The following is a 26306-nucleotide window of genomic DNA, read 5'->3' on the forward strand; positions in this document are numbered from 1 at the left end:
GCATAAAAGGAAAACCAATGGGACGTATCGTACTTGAAAACGTGACCAAGAGTTTCGGGGATGCGCAAGTGATCCCGCCTCTGAACCTGACCATCGAGGATGGCGAGTTCGCAGTCTTTGTCGGCCCATCGGGCTGCGGCAAGTCCACGCTGCTGCGTCTGATTGCTGGGCTTGAGGAAACCACATCGGGCCAGATCCTGATTGACGGCGAGGATGCCACGCAAGTGCCGCCATCAAAGCGTGGGCTTGCCATGGTGTTCCAGTCCTACGCGCTTTACCCGCACATGACCGTGCGCAAGAACATCGCCTTCCCCCTGCGGATGGCAAAGATGGATCAGGCCGAGATCGACAAGAAGGTCGAAGGGGCCGCCAAGATACTGAACCTCGCCGATTACCTCGAGCAGAAGCCAGGGCAACTCTCTGGCGGTCAGCGCCAGCGGGTTGCCATCGGTCGGGCCATTGTGCGCGAGCCTGCGGCATTCCTGTTTGACGAACCGCTATCGAACCTCGATGCAGCGCTGCGCGTCGGCATGCGGTTGGAGATTTCCGAGCTGCACAACCGGCTGGCGACCACGATGATATACGTGACGCACGATCAGGTTGAGGCCATGACCATGGCCAACAAGATCGTCGTGCTGCGGGCCGGGCATATCGAACAGGTGGGCTCGCCTCTCGACCTCTACCGCACGCCGCGGAACTTGTTTGTGGCGGGCTTTATCGGATCGCCCAAGATGAACTTTATCGAAGGGGCGGAGGCCGAGAAGCATGGCGCCAAGACCATCGGCATCCGGCCTGAACACATCACGGTATCTGCAGATACAGGCCCGTGGGAAGGCACCGTGGGCGTGTCGGAACATCTGGGGTCGGACACGTTCTTTCACATCCACAACTCGGGCCTGGCAGAGACCATCACCGTGCGAGCGGACGGCGAGGTCGGGTTCAAGCACGGCGACCGCGTGCGCCTCGCCCCGCGCGAGGATGTGATCCATCGCTTTGACGCTGAAGGGTTGCGGATCGCATGAACCGGCTTGCGGGTAAGACAGCTTTGATCACAGGGGCCGCACGCGGGATCGGTCAAGCCTTTGCCGAGGCGTACGTGCGCGAAGGCGCTCGCGTCGTCATCGCGGATATTGATGTAGACCGAGCCGCTGAAACTGCTGCGTCTATCGATAAGGACAATGTGCTGGCCGTTCGTATGAATGTAACTGACACCGGCAGTATTCGTGACGCAATCGGCGCGGTTGAAGCGGCGGGCTTCGGCCCGATCGACATCCTGATCAACAATGCCGCGATCTTTACCGCAGCGCCCATCACAGAGATCACGGAAGACGACTTTGCCCGCTGCTTTGACATCAACGTCAAGGGCACCCTGTTTACCCTGCAAGCCGTCGCGCAGCACATGATCGACACGGGCACCAAGGGGCGCATCATCAACATGGCCAGCCAGGCAGGCCGCCGGGGCGAGCCACTGGTGGCTGTCTACTGCGCGACAAAAGCGGCCGTGATCAGCCTGACCCAATCGGCCGGTCTGAACCTGATCCAGCACGGCATCAACGTGAACGCCATCGCCCCGGGTGTGGTCGATGGCGAGCATTGGGACGGGGTAGATGCGTTTTTTGCCAAATACGAAGGCAAGGCATCGGGCCAGAAGAAACGTGAAGTAGGCGAGGCGGTGCCGTATGGTCGTATGGGCACGGCCGAGGATCTGACCGGCATGGCCGTGTTTCTGGCGAGTGACGAGGCCGAGTATATCGTCGCGCAGTGCTACAACGTCGATGGCGGACAATGGATGAGCTGATGGCAGATGGTTCCGAAAAGCGCCCCGCCCTTCCGCTGTCGGAGGCGACCCTGGCGACGCTGCCCGAAAGCGTGCTGCGTCCCACCTATGACCGGAGCGCCTTACGCCCCGGTATCGTCCATATTGGCGTCGGCAATTTTCATCGTGGGCATCAGGCGTGGTATCTGCATCGGTTGATGCAGGAGGGGCTGGCGCAGGACTGGGCGATCATCGGCGCGGGCGTGCGCCCCGGTGATGCGGTGATGCGGGACAAGCTGCTGGCGCAGGATTGCCTGACCACGTTGATCGAACTGGACCCCAGCGGCACCTCGGCAGAGGTCGTCGGCTCCATGATCGACTTCCTGCCTGTTGAGCATGACAACGCCGCGCTGATCGACGCCATGGCACGGCCCGATATCCGCATTGTCGCCCTCACGGTGACTGAAGGCGGCTATTGCATCGACGCAGCCTCGGGCAGGCTGGACCTGACACACCCGGACATCGCCCACGACATCGCACATCCCGGTGCGCCGATCACGGCCTTCGGCGCCATGGTCGCAGCCCTGTCGCGGCGTATGGCGGCGGGTCACGCGCCGTTCACCAGCCAAAGCTGTGACAACCTGCAGGGCAACGGCGACATCCTGCGGGAGGTAATCGTTTCGCTGGCACGGGCAACGGAACCTGACCTTGCCGATTGGCTCACCAAGCACGCAGCTTTTCCCAATTCGATGGTGGATTGCATCGTGCCCGCCACAGGGCCCAGCGAGATTGCATTGGCAGCGCAGTTCGGAATTGCCGATGCGGCCCCGGTCACCCACGAGAACTTCCGCCAATGGGTGATCGAAGACGCGTTCTGCGCGGGCCGCCCGGATTGGGACAAGGCCGGTGCGATTTTCACCGACCGCGTCCACGATTATGAGGCGATGAAGATCCGTATCCTGAACGCGGGCCACCAGGTCCTTGCCAATGCGGGTGAGTTGCTGGGCCTACCGACGATTGCCGACTGCATGTCGCACCGCCTGATGCGCGCGTTCTTTCGCAAGGTGCAAATGGAAGAGATCGCGCCCTATGTCTCGGATGTGCCGGGCTTTACGCCCAGTGCCTATGTGGATCTGATTGAAGCCCGTTTTTCTAACCCGGAGATTCGTGACACCACGCGGCGCGTGGCGTTCGATGGCTCATCCCGCCACACGGGCTTTGTGCTCCCGATTTTACGCGACGCGCGGGCAGCAGGTGGCAGCGTCGAAGGGTTAAGCCTGGTCGAAGCGCTCTGGGCGCGCATGTGTGCAGGCACCCGTCAGGACGGAAGCCGGATCGAACCGAACGACCCGCATTGGGACACGCTGGTCACGGCAGCCGAACAGGCCAAAGCCGACCCGCAGGCATGGCTCGCGCAAAACCAGTATTATCAAGAGCTTGAGAATGAAGAGGCGTTCAGTACATCTTTCGCGGCTTGGCTCACCCTGATATGGGCAGAGGGCGTGGACGCCGCCCTTGGCCAGTACCTGGGCAAGGGCGCCTGACGCGCCCCTGCTCTTACTTGAGCAACGCTTTCGCGTCGTCTTCGGTCAACGGCTCCGGCCGTGTGCAGGTGGTGCTCAGCGTGACCATCTCGCCCGTCTCACCAGCCTTGAGGACCGAGGTCATCACATCAACCGCATGCAGCGCCAGTTCCAGCGAACAGCGGTGCGGACGCCCTTCGTTCATGGCAGCAGCCATGTCGGCCAAACCCGCCGCGCGATAGTTCGCCTTGGCCACGCCGTTGTTGTCCTGGTTGGGCACGCCGAGCGGATGCTTCTCCGTCTCAAGCGCACGTGTCTCACCGTCCTTGCCCGTCACCTCAACAGTGCCAGAGAACCAGTTCGGATCCGGCAGGAACATCGTGCCCTCTGATCCGTAAAGTTCCATGTTCCCGTGACGATGCGCCCAGACATCCCATGAGGTCGACAGCGTGATGGTCGCACCGTTCACGAACTCAAGCAGGGCGTGGATGTTGGTCGGCGTCTTGACGGGGATCACCTCGCCCCGCCGTGGTTCCGACAGGATGGTGCGCGTCTTCGACGGTGTCGAAGTCAGCGCGCCGACACGCTTCACGGGGCCGAGGAGCTGAACAAGGTTCGTCACGTAGTAGGGCCCGATGTCCAGCATCGGCCCGGCCCCCGAAAGGAAAAAGAAATCAGGGTTCGGGTGCCAGTGTTCCATGCCGTGGCTCATCACATGGGCGGTGCCTGCCACCACTTCGCCGATCTCGCCCGCATCGATGGCCGCGCGTGCCGCCTGGTGTGCACCGCCAAGGAAGGTATCCGGGGCAGAACCGACACGCAGGTTCTTCTCGGCCGCAAGGCTGCGCAGGACCTCACCCTGTTCCTGCGTCAGCACGATGGGCTTTTCCGAATAGGCATGCTTGCCCGCGCGCAATATGGCGCGCGTCACCTCGAAATGAGCGTCCGGGATGGTCAGGTTGACCACGATGTCGATGTCATCGGCGGCAAGCAAACCGTCGACCGTATTTGCCCGCACACCAAATGCAGACGCCTGCGCCTGTGCCGCAGCAGGGTTCATGTCCGCGACAGCGCGAACCTCCAGCCCTTTGAAGAGGGGCGCTAGGGTGAGATATGCGGTCGAAATGTTGCCGCATCCGATGATGCCAATGCCTTGCATGGCGGTCTCCTTCAAAACGTCTGGGTCGCGTCAAACGACCGTTGGGCAAAACGCCGGTGATCGTTTGGGTTGTCGTGTTCGGCGGCGAAGTACCGGGTGCCCGCAGCCTTGAGCGCATTGAACAGCGTGGGCCAGTCCATGGTGCCGTGGCCGACGTCGGCCCAACCGTCCTCGTCCGCGGCCTCGCCATCGGGCGCGATGTCCTTGAGATGGGCGATGGCGATGCGCGCGCCGTAGCGGTCAATGGGTGCGATTGGATCAGCATCGGCGCGCACAGCCCAGGCAACGTCATACTCGAACAATACCTCGGGTGCGGTTTCCAGGATCAGATCCATAGGCAGGCTGCCATCGGCCAGTGGCACAAACTCGAAGTCATGGTTGTGATAGGCGAGCCCGCGACCGGCTGCGGCCAACTTGTCGGCCACGGCAGAGAGCCTTGCCCCATAGGCCAGCCACCCGGAAACATCTGTTGGGCGATCGTCCGGCATGATGAATGGGATCACAACCGTTTCGATGCCGAAGCGTTCTGCAATGCGTAGAACGCCGTCCGGATCGCTTTCGCACATGGCCAGACCCACATGACAGCTGGGCATCGTCAGCCCAGTGGCCTGAAGCCCACGCTCCAGCGCATCCATGGCATCGGCATCGGCGACAAGGGCGCCGTAGCCTTCGACATGCGCGTAGCCGATCCCCGCCAGCATGCTGAGCGTGTCTTCGAGCGGCGGAAACATACGGGAGCTGTAGAGCTGATAGGACAAAGCGGTCATGTCGGGGCCTTTCAGGTGTGGTAAGTGGCAGAATGCAGATCGCGCAGCGTGAAGTTTGGGGGAGCTTCTGCATTGCTGGGTTGAAAATGAATGGTGACGGGCCTGCCTGGGATCACATCAAAGCAGTTGTCGCTGAAGCGACCCGGCTGATCGGCCTCGACAGCGACGAACAGCGCCAGATGCTGCGCTGTCAGCGTGATCTGCCATCCATCTTGGTCCTGTGTGATATCAGCGGTCATTTGCGGCGCGACCAAAGGATAGGACTTGTAGCGATGCGGCGCGAAGTGGTCCGAACAGGTAGGACCACCATTTACGGACCAGTCGAACCAGAGGATTTCGTCTTTGCCCAGTTTTTCGCTCGCGATGGACATGGCGCGGAACGATTCAACGGTCTTTGCGTTCGCCGATACCTGCCCAAGCGGGCGCAACTCTCCCGATGGGGCGACGGCGAAAGCTGCAACAACCACGTCACAAGCCGATGCCATGTCGTTAACGATGCGCAGCTCAATCTCGTCCCCCATTGGAACAGCAACCACTGTCACGTCCGCATAGAACCGTCGGGCCGCGTGGTGCAGCAGCTTCCACCCACCCCCGTGATCCAGGCTGGACCAAGAGCACACGGGCCACGTGTCGTTGAGCTGCCAGTAAAGCGTGCCCATGCAATGCGGTTTCAGCCCACGCCAATGGGTCACGGCTGTCTTGATGGCCAGCGCCTGCTGCACTTGGCTGAGATAGACGAAATCCTCGAACCCGTTGGGAAAGCGGAAGTACCGAAACATCGTCTCGGCTATCCGTGCATTGCCGCCAGCGTTCTTCTGGTGGCTCTCCATCACCGGAGATGCGATGTTGCAATCGTCTGGGTCGGCAAATCGTCGGATCACGTCCATCGATGGATAGGACTGAAACCCGAACTCGGAACAAAAGCGCGGGCGCACGTCGCGGTAGTGCTCGAAATCGCGCCCCTCGTGCCAGACCGACCAGAAATGCATGTCGCCCGAGCTGTCGTCATGCCAGTTGCTGCCGAAGTCCATCAGCCCAGGCGACGGGCTGGACGGCCACCAGATTGCTGTCGGTGCGGTGTCGCGCAGGGCCGCCTCAATGGTGCGGTTCAACCGGTCATAGGACACAAGGTAACGGTCCCGGTTGTTCCGGCTTTCCTCATACCACGTCAGCGCGCCCAGCAATTCATTGTCGCCGCACCACAGTGCGATGCATGCATGATGGTTAAGACGCGCGACCTGTTCGCGCACTTCCGCGTCGATGTCGGTCAGAAACGCTTCGGTCGCCGGATAGAGGTGGCAAGCGAACATGAAGTCATGCCAGACCAGCAACCCCATCTCATCACACAGATCATAGAACCAATCCGGCTCATACCGCCCCCCGCCCCAGATGCGGATCATGTTCATGTTCGCATCGACGGCCGATTGCAGCAGATCACGGCACGCCTCGGGCGTGATCGCACCGGCCAGCGCGTCAGCCGGTATCCAGTTTGCCCCCTTCATGAAAATGGGACGCCCATTGATGTGAAGGGCAAAACTTGTACCGGCATCATCCGGCGTGGTCACAAGCCGGATGTCACGCAGGCCAATGCGATATGTCGATTGTGCTGGCCCGACCGAGACGACCAAGTCGTAAAGAACCTGAGCACCCTGACCGACTGGCCACCACAACTCCGGCGCTTCGATCTCCAGCGACACTTTCGCCTCGCCCGCGTCCATAAGAGCGGGAGCACTTACCCCACACAACGAAACCGACACCTCGGTTCCATCCGCGATCCCATCGCCCAGGACGGTGCAATCGACTGCGACATGGCCGTCGCCATGGCGCTGCGCCACGATCACATCCGCGATACGCGGCCCCTTCGGCTCAAGCCGGATGTCGCCATAAAGACCAAAGGGCGCCAGCGCGATGTTCCAGTCCCAACCGAAATCACACTCCGGTTTGCGCAGCATGTTGCCGTGCGGGATTGGGCAGTTCTCCGCTTGAAAAGGCACCGGAAACGGCTGCGCCTCGGCCCGGTCTTTGGCGATCCTCGGGGCGGATCTGAAGTGCAGGGTGATGACGTTTTCGCCCAGCACCAAAGCGTCCGACACATCGACGCGGTGGGCGCGGAACATGCTGTCCGCGCGCAGAACGGTCTGACCATTCAGCGACACATCCACCACTGTATCCAGCATCGACAGAACCAGCGTCATATGCCGATCCGTCGCGCGGAAGGTGCGGGTCAACAGCCAATCCCGTTCGCCGATCCAGCGCAGATTATGTTCGTTACGGCCCCAATATGGATCCGGAATGACCCTTGCATCGCGCAAGGCGCTGATCCCGTCACCGGGCAGCACCATAGGCGCGGTGTATTGGCCTGTCTCATCCGACAGGTGCCATGGGCCGCTCAGATCCAGCATCGGCTCAGAGCCTTTCCTCAGTCTGCTTGTCGAACAGCGAGGCACGGGCAGGATCAAAACCGATCGTGATCCGATCTCCGGGTAATACAGCCGCCTGCCCGTCCATGCGGATGCGCACCGGCATACCCGCCAAGGATGCCCACGCCAGCGTATCTGAGCCCATCGGCTCAACCAGATCGATTGTGACTTCTGCTGTCACAGGCAATGACGCAGCCGCCTCGCCCGACACGATGTGTTCGGGACGAATGCCCAGCCAGGCCGGACCGCTGGTTGCTGTGCCCTGGAACGCATACCCCTCAAGCGACAAGCGCTCGCCCCCGGTGACAAAAGCATCTCCCTCGATCACGCCTTCAAAGAAGTTGATCTCGGGGCTGCCGATGAACCCGGCCACATATTTGTTCTTGGGCCGGTTGTAGATCTCGGTTGGGGTGTCGAGTTGCTGAATGATCCCACCCTTCATGATCGCAATCCGGTCAGCGAGTGTCATCGCCTCCACCTGATCGTGCGTCACATAGATCATCGTGTTTTTCAGGCTGTGGTGCAGGCGCTTGATCTCGACCCGCAGGTCAGCGCGCAGCTTGGCATCCAGGTTCGACAGCGGTTCGTCAAACAGGAACACATCCACATCACGCACCAAGGCCCGGCCAATGGCGACCCGCTGACGCTGCCCGCCGGACAAAGCGGCGGGTTTGCGTTGCAAAAGTGGTTCGATCTGTAGAATTTCAGCCGCCCGCGCGACGCGCTTCTGGATCTCATCCTTCGGCATCCGCGCGTTTTTCAGGCCAAAGGACAGATTCCCCTCAACCGTCATCTGCGGATAGAGCGCGTAGGATTGGAACACCATGCCGATACCCCGCCCCGATGGCTCCTCCCACGTGACATTGCGGTCGTTGATGTGGATTTCACCGTCCGTCACATCCAGCAAACCGGCGATGCAGTTCAGCAGCGTGGACTTCCCGCAGCCGGACGCGCCCAGAAGGACCAGAAACTCGCCCTCGGGAATGTCGATGTTGAGGTTATCCAGCACGGTCAGCGCGCCGAATTTCAAAGTCAGGTCTTTGACAAGAACAGAAGTCATGGATCAGCCTTTCACCGCGCCTGCGGCGATGCCCCGGACAAACAGCTTGCCGGATGCGAAGTAGATGATGAGGGGGACAAGACCGGTCAGCAGCGTGGCGGCCATGTTGACGTTGTATTCCTTCACGCCCTGCACCGAGTTAACGATGTTGTTAAGCTGCACGGTCATCGGGTAGTCAGCGGGCTTGGTGTAGATCACGCCGAACAGGAAGTCGTTCCAGATGCCCGTGACCTGCAGGATGATCGCCACCACGAAGATGGGCAACGACATGGGCAGCATGATGCGGAAGTAGATGCCCCAAAACCCTGCCCCGTCGACACGCGCCGCCTTGAACAACTCCTCGGGAACGGAGGTGAAGTAGTTCCGGAATAGTAGCGTGAGGATCGGCATACCAAAGACCGTGTGCACCAGCACCAGCCCCCAGATGTTTCCATAAAGACCCATTTCGCGCAGAATGATCACGATGGGGTAGATCATCACCTGATAAGGGATGAAGGCGCCCACGATCAGGATGGTGAAGAACACTTCCGACCCTTTGAACTTCCAGTTCGCCAGCGCGTAGCCATTCACCGAGGCAATCGCGATGGAAAGGATGACCGAGGGGATCAGAATCTGTACCGAGTTCCAGAAGCCACGGCTCAACCCCTCGCAATTGATGCCTGTGCACGCTTCGGCCCATGCCTTGACCCACGGCTCGTAGGTCACCTCGACCGGCGGGGCAAAGATGTTGCCGATGCGGATCTCGGGCATGCCCTTGAGCGATGTGACGATCATCACATAGAGCGGCAGGGCGTAGTAGGCGGCAACGACAATCAGCGTGCCATAAAGCATGATGTTGGTACGCGAAAAACGGGGGCGGGGCTTGGGCCCGCGCGGGGTCACTACGTCAGCCACGTTTCTTGCCTCCGAATTCGAGATACGCCCAGGGGATAAGGATGATGACTACGCTCAGCAGCATCATGGTCGACGCGGCAAAGCCCTGGCCCAGGTTCTGGGCACGGAACATATAATTGATAACGTATTTCGCAGGCACCTCGGACGAGATACCGGGGCCGCCGTTGGTCTGGGCCACCACCAGATCGTAGATCTTGATGATCCCGCTGGCGATCAAAACCAGCGCCGTAACGAACACCGGACGCATCATGGGAATAACGATGCGGACATAGGTTTTTACGGTCCCAATCCCGTCTACTCGCGCGGCTTTCCAGATCTCTTGATCAATGCCGCGCAGGCCAGCAAGCATGATGCACATGATGAGGCCAGTACCCTGCCACAGCCCGGCAATCAAAATGCCGTAAATCACGATGTCGGGGTCATTGAGCGGGTTGAAGGTGAAGCTTTCCCACCCCATTGAACGCACCACGTTCTGCACGCCCAGATCGGGGTTCAGGATCCACTGCCACGCCAGCCCCGTCACCACGAAGCTGAGGGCAAATGGATACAGGAAGATCGTGCGGAACACATCCTCGCCCCTGATCTTGCGATCCAGCAGGGCAGCCAGCGTGAACCCAATCAGCAACGTAAAGATCATGGAGAAAAAGCCATAAACGGCCAGGTTCTCGATCGAGATCAACCAGCGCCGCGTGCTCCAGAGCCGCTCGTATTGATCTAGCCCGACGAAGTTCGCCTTAGGCAACAGCTTGGACGACGTAAAAGAATAGACCACAGTCCAGGCCGTACCGCCAACAAACACCACCAGTGCAGTAAGCACCATTGGGATAGACGCCAGCTTGGCCGACAGGTTGCGGAACAGGCTCGACGGCCTCCGCGCATTCGAAGAAGACATGACAGGACCCCGTTTCATGCCGAACTGCACCTGCCCGGTCGCCCGGGCAGGTGACTGGGAGGTGCGCCCTTATTCGGCGGACGCAATGATGTCTGCGTAACGCTCTTGCGCATCGGCAGCAGACATGTCGGAGGTCCAGAACTCGGCCATCAGGTCCTCGATCTGCGTTTGCGTGTCCGCAGTCAGGTTCATGTCACCCGACGGCATGATCCCACCTGCTTTGAGGATATCGAGACCCTTTTGCATGCAGTCATTGGCCGCACTCAGATCGACGTCACCACGGACGGGCAGCGACCCTTTCTTGAGGTTGAAGGACACCTGGACCTCTGGCGAGATCAGGGTAGAGGCCAGCGCCATCTGCGCCTTCTTCGTCTCTTCATCATCGATGACCGGGAAGTAGAAAGCATCGCCACCAGTGTCGAGGATTTCGTTCACGCCCAGACCAGGCAGGCAGGTATAGTCTTCACCTGCGACCTGGCCGGCCATCTGGAACTCGCCCTGTGCCCAATCACCCATGATCTGCGCACCAGCCTTGCCGGTGATGACCATGTTGGTCGCCAGGTTCCAGTCCTGAACGTTCGAGTTCGACGCAAAGTTGCGCGCGTCGACCGCGGCCTCGAATACTGCTGCGTATTCCGGTCCACGGGCCGCATCCGCATTCTTGTCGACCACGACCTTGCGCCAGGTTTCAAGCCCGGCAATGGCAATGGTCATCACGCCGAAGGCGCCGTTTTGCTGCCAACCCTGCTGCCCCATTGCAAGCGGGACAATTCCGGCTTCTTCCAACTTGGGTGCGGCGGCCGCAAATTCTGTCCAGTTCGACGGCACAGGCGTTTCGATCTGAGCAAAGGCATCATGGCTCAACCAAAGCCACTGCCATGAATGGATGTTTACGGGCACGCAATAGATGCGGCCTTCGTAGGTGCAGGCATCAAGCAGTGCGGGCGGGTTCACAAGGTCTGTCCAACCCTCTGCTTCGGCCAGTTCGGTCAGATCTGTCATCAGACCAGCCTCAATCAGTTCCTCCGCCTGACGACCGTGGTTCAACTGGGTGGCGCCCATGGGATCACCACCTAGAATACGGCTGATGATGATGGGGCGCGCCGTGCCACCCGAGCCAGCGATAGCACCATCCACCCACGTATTGCCGGTCGCATCAAACGCCTTGGCAAATTCCGACACGGCCGCGGCCTCGCCGCCCGATGTCCACCAATGGGTCACCTCCAGCTCGCCCGCATGCGCCACCGACGCACCCAGCAAGGCAACAGAGCCCAGCAGTTTCGAAAAAGTTTTCATCTTGAGTCCTCCCTGACTTCTAAATCGTTATAGTAATTGCTACAACGATTTAGATTTTTCGATCAAGGTAGAATTTTGCTGACAGTCGAATTAATCATCAATGTACTGCCAACGGCTTGATTCTGTTGGCAATCCGCGCGGACGAACTGTTTCAGAAAATGGCTCAGCGCATCAGAAAGGGCCGCCCATGACCAAATCAGGCACGACAGATGCGTCCAAAGAAATCGCTCTCGCACCCGGCGAACGCCCGACTCTGAAGACCATCGCGCGGTTGTCAGGGCTGGCTGTACCCACCGTCTCGCGCGCCCTCGCCGATGCCCCGGACATCGGCCAGGACACCAAGCAGCGGATCCGCACTATCGCGCAGCAAATCGGGTATCGCCCAAACCGTGCGGGTGTTCGTCTACGGACGGGGCGAACCAATGTGATCAGCATCGTGATGTCGACCGAACACGACATGATGAACCATACGGCGCGCCTGATATCTGCGGTCGCATCCGCACTGCGCGGCACGCCATACCACATGATCATCACACCCTACTTCCCAGACGAGGATCCGATGGTTCCAATCCGGTACATTGTGGAAACCGGAAGCGCGGACGGATTGATCATCAACCAGATCGAACCGAACGATCCCCGCGTAGACTACCTGATCGAGCACAAGTTTCCCTTTGTGACCCACGGCAGAACAAGCGCCTGCGAACGGCACGCCTATTTCGACTATGACAACACGAACTACGGTGCGCTTGCGGTTAAGGCGCTAGTTGGTCGGGGGCGCAAAAACATCGCGATGCTGGCCCCGCCGCAAAACCAGACCTATGCCCAAAGCATGATTGACGGAGCAACCCGCATGGCCGCCGAACACGGTGTGCAATTCTCGGTTATCGAGGCCGCGAACGCGCACAATGACAATCCGGTCATCGAACAGGCCATGATCCCAATTTTCCAAGGCGACGATCGGCCTGACGGTCTGATTGCCCCCAGTATCGGTGGGTGCGTCACGATGGTCTCAACAGTCGAAAAGATGGGTTTTTTGCTGGGAAATGACTTCGACATGGTCGCCAAGGAGGCGATCACCTTCTTGCGCCGGTTTAGGTCAGGCATATTGGTCGTCGAAGAAAATATCGACCAGGCCGGCAACTTTCTGGCGCGCGCGCTCATGCACAGGATCAGCGCCCCTGACGAGCCTCCGATGCAGGCGCTCGACCGACCTGACGATACCGCGTTGCGCGTCGATTGATACTAGTTTCGGATACGCCCGAATGTTGACAGCCGGTTGATCTCATCCAACCGTTCCAGATTGACCACGGTCGACAACATCAGCCTGTCCTGGCTCCAGTCACCCGGCCGCTGAATCGCGACCGCCGTCAGCATGATCGCCGCAGCCAAAGGCAGCAGTGTCGCCATGTAAAGCAGGCGTGGCCGCCGCAAGTGGCGCATATCCAGCAAGGACATAATGCGCCGCTCCAAAAAACTCATGCGTCCATCCCGCAGCGCCGACCGGTCAGCCGTGACCAGCGTGACCTTGGGCACGGCAACCACGAACATACGGTCCCGTCTGAGCGTCTGCTGACACACTGCCAGCAGCGTATCGCAATAGGCGCGCACGTCGATCCGTCCGCGGGTCAGCACTTCGGCATCGCAGGACAACTCGCGCAAGTTCTCCACCTGCCGCTTCCATGCGTGAAAGGCCGGATTGAGAAAGAAGAACGGTTTCAGCGCCTCAAGCACGATTTCCCACTCGATGTCGCCCTGTCTCAGATGCTGGAATTCATGCGCCAGCGACACGCTCAATTCCTTGGGCTGCCCCAGCATGTGCGATGGAATAACAACGTAATAGTAGCGCAGCCCCCGCGTCGAAAAGGGCACCAGCGTCTTGTCCGACAGACGCAGTCGTATTCTACCGAATTGCCGCCACCCGTAGCTCGCCGATACAATGCGAAACAGGCAGAACATGGAAAACACCAAACGCGCGGCCCCAACAATCAGCCCGATCAAAAATGCCGCGATCACCGACCAGGCCACCCAACCGGCGGCATTCACAACGTTATTCAGAAACGTATCGCGCATGTTGACCAGCCGCTCAAACTCGGTCGCCTGCATGCTGAAGCCGCCATTCAGGTAGTACGCCACAACCATGTCCGACAGGTTCACGTTGACCGATTGCGCATAGCCGTTCGACTGCAGCGTCGCGAAGGTCAGGATCACAAAGGGCGACAGAACAATCACCACGAAAACGCTGTTCAACAACTGCAACTGCGTGGCGAAACAGTGACTCAATCCGAAACGGTGAAACATAAAACGCGCAACCGACCAAAGGCCATAGGCTACGACAAGAAGAATATTGGCATTGATAAAAGCGTCGAGCAGCGCGTCACCCGGAATCATTTTTCAACCTCCGATCCACAAGTGCCCGGATTTGCCCCAATGCTTCCTCTGTCAGCGCATCGTCATTGACCAGCCGCGCGACCAAAGACGCAGGCGTATCGTCAAACAGCTTCATCGACAGATCCTTGAGTGAACGTGTCTGGTACGCATCCTTGCCCAGCGTCGGCTTGAAGACGTGGCGCTTGCCATCCTTGCGGCTGGTCACAAATTCCTTTTGCTCCAGTATCCGCAGAATGGTCGCGGCCGAGGTATAGGCGAGGTTCCGATCTTCGGGCAGCTTGTCCAGAACGTCCCGTACGGTGCCCTCACCCAGATCCCAAAGTTCCGTCATGAACTCCAGTTCCACCTCGGTCAGCAGGTCGCTTTTCTTCTTTTGTCTCATACCGTCCTATCCAAGACGTATCGCTCACTCGTTATGCCCGAGGGAGTAAATACGAAAACTTTCGTTTCACAAAACGCTTTCTCACACCTTCCAGAAGCAAAAGATGCCCCAAGCAATGGCCAGACCCAGCGGGATCCAAAGCGGCTGACCCATCAAGCCCAGCCAAGCAAGGAAGATGTAGGCTGAACCTAAAAGCGAGATGAACAGCCGGTCACCCAGCGTGGTCGTCAGCCCAAGCACACCGCGCCGCTCTACCCCATCGCGATACTTGAACACCTCAAGCAAGCCTATGACAGCGATGGCCCCAAAGATGCAGCAGAACAGCGCAAAGGTTGCAGGTGTCCACGCCATCCAGAAGGCCGGCCACAGCGGGTCAGTCCAGGAAAACCCGGTCTCCTCCTGCTGATTGGCAACATTGCCCCAGCCCTGCGACCAAGCGGCCGTGGGTAAGAGTGCCAGAAGATACGGAAGTCGTTTCATCATACCCTCCCCAGAGCAAAGCCCTTGGCGATGTAGTTACGAACAAAGTAGATTACGATGGCCCCGGGGATGATCGTCAGCGTCCCCGCCGCCGCCAAAAGCCCCAATTCATAGCCCGCAGACGACGCCGTCTTGGTCATCTCCGCCGCGATAGGCTTGGCCTGAACCGCCGTCAGTGTCTTGGCCAACAGCAGCTCCACCCACGAGAACATGAAGCAGAAGAAGGCCGCCACGCCGACCCCGGCCTTGATCGTCGGCAGGAAGATCACGACAAAGAAATGCGGGAAGGAATAGCCATCGACATAGGCCGTCTCATCAAGCTCTTTGGGCACCCCCCCCATGAACCCCTCAAGGATCCAGACCGCGAGCGGGATGTTGAACAGGCAATGTGCCAGCGCCACCGCGATGTGTGTGTCGAACAGTCCGACTGAGGAATACAGCTGGAAGAACGGCAAGGCGAACACCGCCGCAGGGGCCATCCGGTTCGTCAGCAGCCAGAAGAACAACTGCTTGTCGCCCAGGAACCGGTAGCGCGAGAACGCATAGGCTGCAGGCAGCGCCACAGCGACCGAGATCACCGTGTTCAGCGACACGTAGATGATGGAGTTGATGTAGCCCCAATACCAACTCGGATCGGTGAAAATGACCTTGTAGTTGTCCAGCGTAAAGGTCTGCGGGAACAGGCTGAACCCCGACAGGATCTCGTTCGTCGTCTTGAACGACATCGCGACCAGCCAATAGATCGGCAACATCAGGAACGCGATGTAGAGGATCGGGATAAGGGACCGCTTTCTCATTTCGCGTCATCCTTCGTCATCAAGGTATAGAACAGCCACGACACCAGCAGCGTGATCGCGAAGTAGATCAGGCTCATCGCCGCAGCCGGACCCAGGTCAAACTGCCCAAGAGCAATCTTCACAAGGTCAATCGAAAGCAGGGTTGTCGAGTTGCCGGGTCCACCGCCGGTCAGAACAAACGGCTCCGTATAGATGTTGAAGCTGTCCATGAAGCGCAGCAGGATCGCGATGGTCAGCACCGTCTTCATTTTCGGCAACTGAATGTAGCGGAACACTTTCCAGGGAGACGCCCCGTCAATCTTCGCCGCCTGGTAATAGGCATCCGGGATCGACACGAGGCCCGCATAGCTGAGCAAGACAACCAGCGACGTCCAGTGCCACACATCCATGACAATGATTGTGATCCATGCCGCCAGCGGGTCCTGCGTCATGTCATAATTCACGCCCAGCACGTCGTTCATGAAGTACCCGAGCAGCCCGATCTTCGGCAGGGTAAAGATGTTCCACATCGCGCCAACCACGTTCCACGGGATCAGCATGGGCAGCGCCATCAAGACGAGACAGACCGGCACCCACATGCCCTTCTTCGGCATGGACAGCGCAATGATGATCCCCAGCGGGATCTCGATGATCAGGATCAGGAAGGTGAACAGGAACTGCCGCCCAAGGGCCGCCTGGAACCGGTCCGACCGCAGGATTTGCTCGAACCAGTCGAGGCCCTGCCAGAAGAACACGTTGTTCCCGAACGTTTCCTGTACCGAGTAGTTGACCACGGTCATGATCGGCACCAGCGCGTTGAACGCAACAAGCAGCAACACCGGCAGGACAAAGAACCATGCCTTTTGATTTTCGGTCTTCACTACGCCGCTCCCTCAACCTCAGTAGAAAGCCACCCGTCTCGATACAGGCGCGTGTGAGATGGCCGGAATGCCAAATGCACCTCTGCACCTTGTTCAGGCAGTTCACCTTCAATGATCGCCTTAACCGGAGTGTCGCCCACCATTGCTTCGACCACCGCGTGCCGTCCGACATCGGACACTTTGCGAACGCGCGCAGGCAGACCCGCGTCGGCCAGGGACACAAATTCCGGCCGAATACCGATCTGGGTCTTGCCCCCCTGCCCGGTCACCGCCCCTTCAAGCGCGACATGTCGCCCTTCGAAACGAGCGCCGCCACCATGTTCCTCGGCAGGCAAAACATTCATGCCGGGTGAGCCGATAAAGTGCCCAACAAACGTATGCTGCGGCCGCTCGAACAACTCGACCGGCGTGCCGATCTGCACCACCTCGCCCTCCTGCATGACCACCACCTGATCCGCAAAGGTCAGCGCCTCGGTCTGATCGTGGGTGACGTAGATCATCGTGGCCTTCACCCGCTGGTGCAGCTCCTTCAGTTTCGACCGCAGCTTCCACTTAAGATGCGGGTCGATGACTGTCAGAGGCTCGTCAAACATCACGACATTCACGTCATCGCGGACGAGGCCACGGCCCATAGAAATCTTCTGCTTGTTGTCAGGGCTCAGGTGTGAAGCCCGGGTGTCGAGCATCTCCTCGACCTCCAACATCGCCGCAATCTCGGCCACGCGGGCTGCAATCCGCGCCTCGTCCACGCCGCGATTGCGCAGGGGAAAGGCAAGGTTATCCCGCACTGTCATCGTGTCGTAGATCACCGGGAACTGGAACACCTGCGCAATGTTGCGTTGATTGGGCGGCAGGTCTGTGACGTTGTGATCGTCAAAAAGGATGCGCCCCTCGGACGGCGTAAGCAGGCCCGAGATGATGTTCAAGAGCGTGGACTTCCCGCAGCCCGACGGGCCGAGCAGCGCGTAGGCGCCCCCATCCTGCCAATCGAGATCGATTTCCTTGAGCGCGTAATCTTCCGGTCCTTCCGGGTTCGGCATGTAGGAATGGCGCAGGTTCGAAAGCGTGATCTTCGCCATCAGGCCACAAGCCTCCCATCTTCCGAGAAATAGAAGGCCTGGCTGGCATCCATATAGAAATCATGCGCCTCACCGACCTCATAGGGATGCACCCCATGCGCCAGCGACACCCAGCCTTCCGAACCCAACTCAAAATGCGCACTGGACTCCGAGCCGGACAATTCCGTTACCAAAACCTCACCAGATAATTTCACATAATCTGTCCCCGCGGGGACAGGCGTCACGTGATGCGGCCGGATCGCCAGCGTATACGCCCCATCAGGCAGATCCGCCGTAGGCCCCGAAACAGTCCAACTCGCGCCTGTATCGAGCGTCGCGGTTGTGCCGGTTTTCGACATCCGCGCCGCGTTGATCGGTGGATCGGAAAACACGCGCGCTGCTGTTAGGCTTTCGGGCTTTCTGTAAATCTCGGCGGTTGGTCCAAATTGCGTGACAACCCCATCATCCATGAGAGCCGTCCTACCGCCGAGCAGCAGCGCCTCTTCCGGTTCGGAGGTCGCATAGACCACCACGGCACCCCGCCCAGCAAACAGCTCCGGCAATTGCTCACGCAACTCCTCGCGCAACTTGTAATCGAGGTTCGCGAGCGGTTCGTCCAGAAACACTGCCCGGCTTTCCTTGGCAATCGCGCGGGCTAAGGCACACCGCTGCTGCTGCCCGCCCGACAATTCCTGCGGGCGGCGATTCAGCATGGGGCGCAGTTGCAGGATATCTGCCGCCTCTTCCACACGCCCCTGAATTTCAGACTTCGCCATGCCTGCAACCCGCAAGGGGGAGGCGATGTTGTCGAAGACCGTCATCTGCGGGTAATTCACAAAGAACTGGTGCACGAGGCTGATGTTGCGCTTCTGTGTCGACAGTTTCGAAACGTCGCGCCCGTCCATCCAGACCTCTCCGCTCGCCAGCGGATCGAGGCCCGCCATCAGCTTGATCAGGGACGTTTTGCCCGATCCGGTCTGACCGAGCAGGACGTTGAAATGCCCTGTCTCCAAAACCAGCGAAGTTGGCTTGATATGCGTGATCCCGCGGATCGTCTTGACCGCCGATTTCAGCTCGATTGTCATTGTTGGAAACCTTGTGTCCGTAAAAGGCCGGGGCACAACCAGAGCCCCGGCCCATGTCGGCCCGCCCCCACTCACAGGGCGGACCCACGGGGAGTTACTGCTGCCAGCGCGCGACCAGATCGTCGTAGTTGACGGTCTCACCCTGCGGCTTTTCGTTCTCCAGCTTCGGCTTGGCGCCGCCATTGGCGAACCACCATTCGGCGTCACGCTCTTCGTTCAGGCGTGGGCCGCAACCGCCGTAGACGCCAGCGGCTTCATCCGCCTGCTGCATCCGGGCCATGGTGATGTCCATCTCTTCGGCCAGACGGTCCATTGCTTCCTGCGGCGTGAAGGCACCCGAGTTCACGTCACCAATCTGCTGCCACCAGATCTGCGCCAGTTTCGGATAATCCGGCACGTTGATGCCCGTGGGCGACCAGGCCACGCGGTCGGGCGAGCGGTAGAACTCGACCAAACCACCCAGCTTGGGGGCACGTTCAGTGAACGACTCGTGGTTGACCGAACTGTCGCGGATGAAGGTCAGACCCACATGGGATTTCTTCACGTCGACCGTCTTGGACGTCACGAACTGGGCATAAAGCCAGGCTGCTTGCGCACGATCCGACGGTGTGGACTTCAGGAAGGTCCACGACCCCACGTCCTGGTAACCAACCTTCTGCCCTTCGGTCCAGTATGGGCCATGCGGGCTGGGCGCCATCCGCCAGAGCGGCATGCCATCCTCGTCCACCGTGTTGTTGCCTTCCGACTGCGGCTTCACCATGTCGGCGGTGAAGGCGGTGTACCAGAAGATCTGCTGGGCCACGTTGCCCTGAGCCAGAGCGGGCAGCGACTGGTAGAAGTCGTAGGACGCCGCACCGGGTGGAGCGTAAGCGCGCAGCCATTCGTCCCACTTGCGGATCGCGTAGACCGCCGCCGGACCGTTTGCAGCACCGCCTCGCGTGACGCTTGCACCGTTGGGGTTACAGGACCCGGCTTCCATGCGGATGCCCCATTCGTCGATCGGCACGCCGTTGGGCTCACCCACGGACCCAGCGCCGGCCATCGACAGCCACGCGTCAGTCATACGCCAACCAAGGTCGGGTGCGCGCTTGCCATAGTCCATGTGGCCGTAAATCGCGACGCCGTCGATTTCCTTGACGTCTTCGGAGAAGAATTCAGCGATGTCCTCGTAAGCGGACCAGTTGACCGGAACGCCCAACTCATAGCCGTACTTGGCCTGGAACGCGGCCTTGTACTCTTCGTTGTCGAACCAGTCCTTGCGGAACCAGTAGAGGTTCGCAAACTGTTGGTCGGGCAGCTGGTAGAGGTTGCCATCGGGGCCAGTCGTGAACTGGATGCCCATGAAGTCCTCAAGGTCCAGCGTCGGCGATGTTGTCGCCGCCCAATCACCCGCCATCTGTTCGGTCAGGTTGTAGGCCAGTTGCAGGCGCGAGTGCGTGCCGATCAGGTCAGAGTCGTTGACGTAGCCGTCATAGAGGTTCCGCTGGGTCTGCATCTGCGTTTGCACGGCCTGCACCACTTCGCCCTCACCTAGGATCTGGTGGTTTACCTTGATCCCGGTGATTTCCTCGAACGCCTTGGTCAGCACCTCGGATTCGTAGCCGTGGGTCGGAATGCCCTCGGACAGCACGTTGATTTCCATGCCGGAAAATGGCTCTGCCGCCTGAATGAACCACTCCATCTCCGACATCTGCTCTTCTTTCGTGAGCGTGGATGGCTGGAATTCCTGATCAATCCATTTCTGGGCTGCCGCCGTGTCGGCAAAAGCAGTCCCATGCCCCGCAATGACTGCAGCAACAGCCGTCGCGGAGAGAAGATACTTGCGCATCTTTCATCCTCCCAAATTTCTATGTGAGCCGGTTTTCACCGACTTGTGATACGATAGGCGCAAAGTAAAATTTCTGTCAAACTAAAAAGTTAGTAGAAATTTATGACATAAAAACAATAACTTAATTCCAATCTGTCTCATCAAAGCCCTTTGGAACGTCGATGCGTCCTACACACATAACCGCGTGTTTGGGCAGCGGGCGATGTAGACCTCCGCAGTATCTCAATGTTCCCGCTACCCCATGAAAGAGAAGATTAAATGTCGAATTTTTCAGCCTTTAATTGAATGTTAAATGCAAATGACGTCTTGATACAGGTATCTGCGCACAAGGGGGCCGAGGCCCATTTCAATGAGAATACTTCACATCTTTCTGACGCTGCTCGCGCTTTTGACAACCGCTGCCGTCGCTGATGAAACCAAGCCAAGCATCCGGGTAGTAGCGGACGAATGGCCCCCCTTTTCAGGCGCGAACTTACCGCAGCAAGGACTGTCCTTGCATGTGATCACAGCCGTTTTCGAACACGCGGGCTATAATGTTTCCAGCGATGTCCTGCCCTGGGCGCGCATCATGGATGGCGTGCAACGCAATGAATTTGACGTTGTTGGCAGCCTGTTCTTCGATCCGGATCTGACCGACGTTCTGCAGTATTCACGACCATTTTACGCAACCGACGTTCGGCTGGTCCAGCGGGTCGGAGACGAACACAGCTACACCAGTGTGGCTGATCTAGCGCCCTATTCCATCGCTGTCGGTGACGGGTTGCTGTACGAAGATGAATTCGACAGCGCCGATTACCTGAACAAGATCACAGTGACCACGACGTTGCAGGCCCTGCAAATGGTGGCCTTTGGCCGCGCGGAATTGACGTTGGACAGTGTGGATGTGGTAAACTACGCGATGGGCACGCTTGAGCCTTCGCTCGCGGAACAGCTTGAGTTCGTGCCCGGTGTGATGACATCGCAAGAGGTTCACATGGCCATGCGAAAGGACTTTCCGAACCGAGATCAAATCCTGGCAGACTTCAGTGCGTCCCTGCTGGCTATGCAAAGCGATGGAACGCTGGCCGAGATTCTGTCCGAGCATGTTACACCTTAACGAATGACCTTTGTTCGGACAGCACTGAAAGACAGGCTGGGTCTGCGCCTTGTAGTGGTGACCCTGCTGGTCAGCACGGTGTTTTCCACCTTTGCGGCGGGCATACAGCTTTTTCTCAGCTATCAGCGTCAGGTCGGGGCAGCCTTCCAGATCGTTGACCGGGTCAGTGCGACATCGGTCGATCCGCTTCAAAATGCACTGTGGCAGTTCGACTTTGACCAGGTCGATATAATCCTGCGGGGGATACAGGCCGATCCCGCTGTCGCCCATGTGGAACTGCAATCCACGACCGGGCATGTGTTTGAGTTTGGCGATCCCGACTATGTGGATCGGCGCAACGAATTCGATCTGCTCCGAGAGCTGAACGGGTTGAACGAACCCATCGGAACGCTGACAATCTACCTGTCGCTCGACAGCATCTGGGCGGACCTTTGGGCGCAGTTTCTTGCTCTTGTTGCGACCAACCTGATCAAGGCCTATCTGGTCGCCTTCGCCTTGTTGCTTTTGTATTATTGGATGGTGACACGTCACCTGACAGATGTTGTTCGCCAGGTTGACGCATCCATATCCAATTCAACGCCGCTGAACCTGAGACTGGATCGCAACACGAAATCGAACACCGATGCCATCGACCGGATCGTGCTGGCGCTGAACGACATGAGCCAGCGCTTGACCCATCAGATCGGCACGCTGGAGAACGAGGTTGCGCAGCGCAAGAAGGCGGAGCGCGACGCTGTTGCGGCATCGCTGGCCCGCAAGAGGTTCCTGGCCAACATGAGCCATGAAGTGCGCACGCCGTTGAATGCGATGATGGGATTGTTTCAACTGATCGAGATGTCGGATGTGCCGGATCGCCAGAAACAGCAAGCCGCCACAGGGCTGGAGGCCGCCAAGGTGTTGCTGGCACAGCTTACTAACGTGCTTGAGGTGTCCCGGCTGGAGGCGAACGCCGTCAAGCTGAACCCGAAGAAGACACATCTTGCTGCGATCGCGCAGCAGTGGTGCGATACGGCGAACGGATCCGTGAAACGCTATGGCAAGGATATCGAGGTGCAGGTTCAGGTCGCCGACGAGTTGCCCGAAACCGTGCCCATGGACGACAAACGTGTCAGTCAAATTGTCCACAATCTGTGCGACAACGCGGCCAAGTTCACGACGCGCGGTTCGCTGTTGATAGATGTGCGCCGCGCGGACGGCGACAGTGCGGAGCCGGGGATGATCGAGATTTCGGTGTCCGATACGGGCCCCGGCTTGTCACCCGAAGACGCAGGCAATGTTTTTGAGCGGTTTCTACAGGTCGACGACAGCCTGACGCGGCGCTACAGCGGGACCGGTTTGGGCCTGTCAATCAGCTTTGACCTTGCGAAACTGATGGGCGGACATCTTGAGGTTGAGTGCCCTTCCCGCTATCTCAACTATACAACGACTTTCACCTTGCGCATCCCGACACAGGGTATCGAGGAAGCAGCGGCATGACTTCGACGTCAAAAAAAATCCTTTTAGCGGAGGATGACAGTTTCACCCAATACATGATGGGTGAGATTTTTCACACGCTTGGATACGAGTTCGAGATCGCCAAAGATGGCCAGGAATGCCAGGAGAAGGTGCACGCCAACCCCGATGCCTATGGCGTGATCCTGATGGACATTCACATGCCCCGCGTGTCCGGTGTTGATGCAGCTCGCAATATCCGCAGCGCGCCACAGCATCCGCCCAAGAACATTCCCATCATCGCAGTCACCGCAGACAGTGACTATCACGATGATACGACAATTTCGTCATCGGGTATGAACGGGTACCTGCGAAAGCCAATCGTTGCGTCCGAGATCAACGCCATCGTTGATCGCTACTGCGCGGCGCAATAGGCCCTGATCAGACCGATACAGCAGCCAGTAGATCAGGCCGCTTGATCGCGGACTTCGGGCCCTCCAGTTTCACAGCCCCGCGTTCCAGCACCGTAAATCTGTCGCCCAGATCGAATGCAAAATCAAAATACTGCTCGACCAGCACGATGGCCATTTGGCCCCGTTCCCGCAGTGTCGCGATGACATTGCCGATCTGCTTGATGATGTTCGGTTGGATGCCTTCGGTGGGTTCATCCAGCAGCAAAAGCTTAGGGTTTGTGACCAGCGCGCGCGCAATCGCAAGCTGTTGTTGCTGACCACCTGACAGATCACCACCCCGACGATACAGGAAATCCTTGAGGATCGGGAACAGGTCGAAAATCTCTGCCGGGACACGGCGCTCGGCCCGTGGTAGGCAGGCAAAGCCTGTTTCCAGGTTCTCCTGCACCGTCAAAAAGGGAAAAATCTCGCGCCCCTGCGGCACATAGGCCACGCCCTTCTGGGCCAAGGCGTGCGCGCTGAGCTTGCCGATGTCTTGACCGTTCAGACGGTAGTGCCCGCCGCTGCGGGCGTGTGTGCCCGAGATCGCCTTGAGCAGACTGGTCTTGCCCACGCCGTTGGTGCCCATGACGCAGGTCACCTCGCCCGGTTTTGCGGTCAAGTCCACGCCGCGCAGGATTTCACTGCCGCCGTAGTGCAGCGTCAGCCCTTCGATTTCCAACAGGTTATCGGCCAAGATACACCTCGATCACAGCTTCGTCCGATGTCACATGGTCAATCGACCCTTCGGCCAGCACGGAGCCTTCGTGCAGAACCGTCACCTTGCAGTTCAAGCGACGCACGAATTCCATGTCGTGCTCCACCACCACAACGGCCCGCGTCTTGGCCGCTTCGACCAGAATCTCGGTCGTGTGTTCGCGTTCGGCCGGGGTCATGCCTGCGGCCGGTTCGTCGACCAATAGCAATCTGGGCTCTTGGGCAAGCAGCATCCCGATTTCCAGCCATTGCTTTTGGCCGTGGCTCAGCTCGCCCGATTTGCGATCAAGCGCAGCGGACAAGCCAATTTCCTCGGCCAACTCGACCACTTTGTCCTGATCCGCACGGGACGCTCGAAAGCCAAGAACAGCCAAAGGCCCGCGTTTCTTTTTCAGCGCCAACATCAGGTTTTCGGCAACCGTCTGATCCTCGAACACGGTCGGGCGCTGGAACTTGCGACCGACGCCCGCCTGCGCAATCTGGCTTTCCGACATCGACAAGAGAGATTGCGACTTCTCACCCCAGAGTACGCGACCCTCATCCGGGCGCGTCTTGCCCGTGACAATGTCCATGAAAGTGGTCTTGCCCGCGCCATTGGGCCCGATCACGGCGCGCATTTCGGCCTCACCAATCTGAAAGGTCAGGTTGTTGATGGCCTTGAACCCGTCAAAGGATACGGAGACGCCCGAAACTTCGAGAAGGGAACTCATTTCTCAGCCTCCTTTTCGCGCAGGGCACCGACGTCGGGGCCAAGGTCTGCGCCGTGCCGGTTCGGTGACGTGCGCGCAGCGATCAAATCGAACAATCCGCCCAACCCTTTGGGCGCAAAGAGCGTGACGACAACAAAGGACAGGCCCAAAAGCACGGTCCACCAGTTGACCCACTGGATCGTATAGAAGCCCAAGTTGATGTCGGGGGCCTGACCGCCCGTGAAATAGGTGGACAAAAGCGAGACGAAAGCGGCCCCCATGACGGCGCCATAAAGCCGCCCCCTGCCCCCGATGGCGACCCAGACAGCCAGGTAGATGGACGCGATTGGCGCAATCTCAGCCGGGTTGATGATGCCCGCTTGCGGATAGTAGAGCGCACCAGCGATGGCTGCGATGACCGCTGTCAGGGTGAAAACAAACAGTTTGTAGGCCTCAACCGGGTAGCCAAGAAACCGCACGCGGCTTTCATCATCGCGAATGGCCCGGATGACCGACCCAAATTTGCCGGACACGACCCATGTGCAAAGCAGGAAGCCAATGCCGAGTGCCAAAGCCGAGGCCCAGAAAAACCAGATCGACACGGTGGATTGCGGCACGTGCCCAAGGCCCGGCAGATTCTGCAGGCCCGACAGTCCATTGTTGCCGCGCAGGCCACTGTCGTTTTGGAAAAGGTACAGCGCCAGGGCCAGCGTCATGGCTTGGGTCAGGATCGACAGGTAGACGCCCGTGACCCGGCTGCGGAAGGCGAGCCAGCCAAAGACCAACGCCAGCAGGCCCGGCACCAAAACAACGGCGGCCAGTTGCAGCGGCAGCGAATGCGCCACGGCCCAGATCGGCGGGAATTCAGATGCACCAACAACGCCAAAGATCTGCGTGGCAATCCCGTCGGAGATTTCTTGGGCCGTAGGTGGCAGGGGGGCGGCGGAGAGGCTTTGCACCACAATGATTTCCGTGCGCGCATACATCAGCCACATGCCGATGGCGTAGCCGCCAAGGCCAAAAAACGCCATGTGCCCAAGGCTGAGAATACCGCAATAGCCCCACACAAGGTCCATGGCCAATGCCACGAGGCAGAGGCACAACGTCTTGCCCAGTGTCTTGACGAAACTGGTGGAGATCACGCCGATCCCGAACCCTTCAGACAGGATCGTGACCCCAAGCGTGAAGAGTGCGAGGCAGCCGAGGAACACCAGAACGACCGGATAGCGTTTGACGATGGGCTGACGTGCCGGGGCGAATGTTGTGTCGGTCATCG

At 59.1% G+C, this 26306-nt stretch carries 25 protein-coding genes; 7 read left to right on the forward strand and 18 right to left on the reverse strand.

Annotated elements, in window-relative coordinates; translation table 11 throughout:
• The first annotated feature begins 17 nt into the window (after nucleotides 1–17).
• From RA29_RS03750 to RA29_RS03760, 3 genes are read left to right on the forward strand one after another with little or no spacing between them, the layout of a single operon-like run.
• On the forward strand, nucleotides 18–1022 hold the full coding sequence (locus tag RA29_RS03750; protein ID WP_039683038.1) for an ABC transporter ATP-binding protein: 1005 nt from the start codon (nucleotides 18–20) through the stop codon (nucleotides 1020–1022).
• A complete protein-coding gene (locus RA29_RS03755) occupies nucleotides 1019–1798 on the forward strand; it encodes an L-iditol 2-dehydrogenase (protein ID WP_039683040.1) in 780 nt (259 codons plus the stop codon). The genes RA29_RS03750 and RA29_RS03755 overlap by 4 nt, the downstream gene beginning before the upstream one ends.
• Complete coding sequence (locus RA29_RS03760; RefSeq protein WP_039683918.1) at nucleotides 1798–3300, forward strand: mannitol dehydrogenase family protein; 1503 nt, start codon at nucleotides 1798–1800, stop codon at nucleotides 3298–3300. Before RA29_RS03755 ends, RA29_RS03760 begins: the two co-directional genes overlap by 1 nt.
• A 13-nt stretch (nucleotides 3301–3313) precedes the next feature.
• Here RA29_RS03760 and RA29_RS03765 read toward each other — a convergent pair whose 3' ends face one another.
• From RA29_RS03765 to RA29_RS03795, 7 genes are all read right to left on the reverse strand, one after another.
• Nucleotides 3314–4438 carry a Gfo/Idh/MocA family oxidoreductase gene (locus tag RA29_RS03765; protein ID WP_039683920.1) on the reverse strand — a complete coding sequence of 375 codons (1125 nt, stop codon included), beginning with the start codon at nucleotides 4436–4438 and terminating at the stop codon, nucleotides 3314–3316.
• Between the two features lie 11 nt (nucleotides 4439–4449).
• The gene (locus tag RA29_RS03770) at nucleotides 4450–5205 is read right to left on the reverse strand and encodes a sugar phosphate isomerase/epimerase (protein ID WP_039683042.1); all 756 of its coding nucleotides are present in this window, start codon (nucleotides 5203–5205) and stop codon (nucleotides 4450–4452) included.
• Between the two features lie 11 nt (nucleotides 5206–5216).
• A complete protein-coding gene (locus RA29_RS03775; RefSeq protein ID WP_052249451.1) occupies nucleotides 5217–7607 on the reverse strand; it encodes a glycoside hydrolase family 2 protein in 2391 nt (796 codons plus the stop codon).
• A 4-nt stretch (nucleotides 7608–7611) separates the two neighbouring features.
• Nucleotides 7612–8685 carry an ABC transporter ATP-binding protein gene (locus RA29_RS03780; RefSeq protein ID WP_039683044.1) on the reverse strand — a complete coding sequence of 358 codons (1074 nt, stop codon included), beginning with the start codon at nucleotides 8683–8685 and terminating at the stop codon, nucleotides 7612–7614.
• Between the two features lie 3 nt (nucleotides 8686–8688).
• Nucleotides 8689–9579, reverse strand: a complete 891-nt coding sequence (locus RA29_RS03785; protein WP_039683046.1) for a carbohydrate ABC transporter permease — start codon at nucleotides 9577–9579, stop codon at nucleotides 8689–8691.
• A complete protein-coding gene (locus RA29_RS03790) occupies nucleotides 9572–10471 on the reverse strand; it encodes a sugar ABC transporter permease (RefSeq protein ID WP_206540135.1) in 900 nt (299 codons plus the stop codon). Before RA29_RS03790 ends, RA29_RS03785 begins: the two co-directional genes overlap by 8 nt.
• Before the next feature lie 69 nt (nucleotides 10472–10540).
• Nucleotides 10541–11767, reverse strand: a complete 1227-nt coding sequence (locus tag RA29_RS03795; protein ID WP_039683050.1) for an ABC transporter substrate-binding protein — start codon at nucleotides 11765–11767, stop codon at nucleotides 10541–10543.
• Nucleotides 11768–11954: 187 nt separating this feature from the next.
• On the opposite strand from RA29_RS03795, the gene RA29_RS03800 reads away from it, so the two are divergent.
• Nucleotides 11955–13007 carry a LacI family transcriptional regulator gene (locus RA29_RS03800; RefSeq protein ID WP_052249494.1) on the forward strand — a complete coding sequence of 351 codons (1053 nt, stop codon included), beginning with the start codon at nucleotides 11955–11957 and terminating at the stop codon, nucleotides 13005–13007.
• Between the two features lie 2 nt (nucleotides 13008–13009).
• On the opposite strand, the gene RA29_RS03805 is transcribed toward RA29_RS03800, so the two are convergent.
• The 8 genes from RA29_RS03805 to RA29_RS03840 all read right to left on the reverse strand — a co-directional run bounded on the left by RA29_RS03805 (nucleotide 13010) and on the right by RA29_RS03840 (nucleotide 20645).
• Entirely contained in the window at nucleotides 13010–14155 is a 1146-nt protein-coding gene (locus RA29_RS03805) for a M56 family metallopeptidase (RefSeq protein WP_039683052.1), read from the reverse strand.
• Nucleotides 14142–14537 carry a BlaI/MecI/CopY family transcriptional regulator gene (locus tag RA29_RS03810; RefSeq protein WP_039683054.1) on the reverse strand — a complete coding sequence of 132 codons (396 nt, stop codon included), beginning with the start codon at nucleotides 14535–14537 and terminating at the stop codon, nucleotides 14142–14144. Before RA29_RS03810 ends, RA29_RS03805 begins: the two co-directional genes overlap by 14 nt.
• Nucleotides 14538–14618: 81 nt before the next feature.
• Nucleotides 14619–14888, reverse strand: coding sequence for a DUF2160 domain-containing protein (locus RA29_RS03815; RefSeq protein ID WP_342666388.1), 270 nt, complete (start codon nucleotides 14886–14888; stop codon nucleotides 14619–14621).
• A gap of 128 nt (nucleotides 14889–15016) precedes the next feature.
• Nucleotides 15017–15814: a carbohydrate ABC transporter permease gene (locus RA29_RS03820; protein WP_039683056.1), complete on the reverse strand. Its 798-nt coding sequence runs from the start codon at nucleotides 15812–15814 to the stop codon at nucleotides 15017–15019.
• Nucleotides 15811–16674, reverse strand: a complete 864-nt coding sequence (locus RA29_RS03825) for a sugar ABC transporter permease (protein ID WP_039683058.1) — start codon at nucleotides 16672–16674, stop codon at nucleotides 15811–15813. The genes RA29_RS03820 and RA29_RS03825 overlap by 4 nt, the downstream gene beginning before the upstream one ends.
• A complete protein-coding gene (locus RA29_RS03830) occupies nucleotides 16674–17753 on the reverse strand; it encodes an ABC transporter ATP-binding protein (RefSeq protein ID WP_039683060.1) in 1080 nt (359 codons plus the stop codon). The genes RA29_RS03825 and RA29_RS03830 overlap by 1 nt, the downstream gene beginning before the upstream one ends.
• A complete protein-coding gene (locus tag RA29_RS03835) occupies nucleotides 17753–18817 on the reverse strand; it encodes an ABC transporter ATP-binding protein (protein WP_039683062.1) in 1065 nt (354 codons plus the stop codon). The genes RA29_RS03830 and RA29_RS03835 overlap by 1 nt, the downstream gene beginning before the upstream one ends.
• A gap of 94 nt (nucleotides 18818–18911) precedes the next feature.
• The gene (locus RA29_RS03840; RefSeq protein ID WP_039683065.1) at nucleotides 18912–20645 is read right to left on the reverse strand and encodes an ABC transporter substrate-binding protein; all 1734 of its coding nucleotides are present in this window, start codon (nucleotides 20643–20645) and stop codon (nucleotides 18912–18914) included.
• A gap of 349 nt (nucleotides 20646–20994) precedes the next feature.
• Between RA29_RS03840 and RA29_RS03845 the strand changes: the two genes are divergently transcribed.
• The 3 genes from RA29_RS03845 to RA29_RS03855 are packed head-to-tail and all read left to right on the forward strand — an operon-like array spanning nucleotide 20995 to nucleotide 23606.
• Nucleotides 20995–21741 (forward strand): transporter substrate-binding domain-containing protein, encoded by a 747-nt coding sequence (locus tag RA29_RS03845; protein WP_039683067.1) that lies wholly within the window; start codon nucleotides 20995–20997, stop codon nucleotides 21739–21741.
• A 3-nt stretch (nucleotides 21742–21744) separates the two neighbouring features.
• The gene (locus RA29_RS03850; RefSeq protein ID WP_039683069.1) at nucleotides 21745–23217 is read left to right on the forward strand and encodes an ATP-binding protein; all 1473 of its coding nucleotides are present in this window, start codon (nucleotides 21745–21747) and stop codon (nucleotides 23215–23217) included.
• A complete protein-coding gene (locus RA29_RS03855; RefSeq protein ID WP_039683071.1) occupies nucleotides 23214–23606 on the forward strand; it encodes a response regulator in 393 nt (130 codons plus the stop codon). Before RA29_RS03850 ends, RA29_RS03855 begins: the two co-directional genes overlap by 4 nt.
• A gap of 7 nt (nucleotides 23607–23613) precedes the next feature.
• Here RA29_RS03855 and urtE read toward each other — a convergent pair whose 3' ends face one another.
• From urtE to urtC, 3 genes are read right to left on the reverse strand one after another with little or no spacing between them, the layout of a single operon-like run.
• On the reverse strand, nucleotides 23614–24321 hold the full coding sequence (urtE, locus tag RA29_RS03860) for an urea ABC transporter ATP-binding subunit UrtE (RefSeq protein ID WP_039683073.1): 708 nt from the start codon (nucleotides 24319–24321) through the stop codon (nucleotides 23614–23616).
• A complete protein-coding gene (gene urtD, locus RA29_RS03865; protein ID WP_039683075.1) occupies nucleotides 24311–25051 on the reverse strand; it encodes an urea ABC transporter ATP-binding protein UrtD in 741 nt (246 codons plus the stop codon). The genes urtE and urtD overlap by 11 nt, the downstream gene beginning before the upstream one ends.
• The gene (gene urtC / locus RA29_RS03870; RefSeq protein WP_039683076.1) at nucleotides 25048–26304 is read right to left on the reverse strand and encodes an urea ABC transporter permease subunit UrtC; all 1257 of its coding nucleotides are present in this window, start codon (nucleotides 26302–26304) and stop codon (nucleotides 25048–25050) included. Before urtC ends, urtD begins: the two co-directional genes overlap by 4 nt.
• Nucleotides 26305–26306: the final 2 nt, after the last annotated feature.

The organism is Tateyamaria sp. ANG-S1 (assembly GCF_000814025.1).
Lineage (GTDB): Bacteria > Pseudomonadota > Alphaproteobacteria > Rhodobacterales > Rhodobacteraceae > Tateyamaria.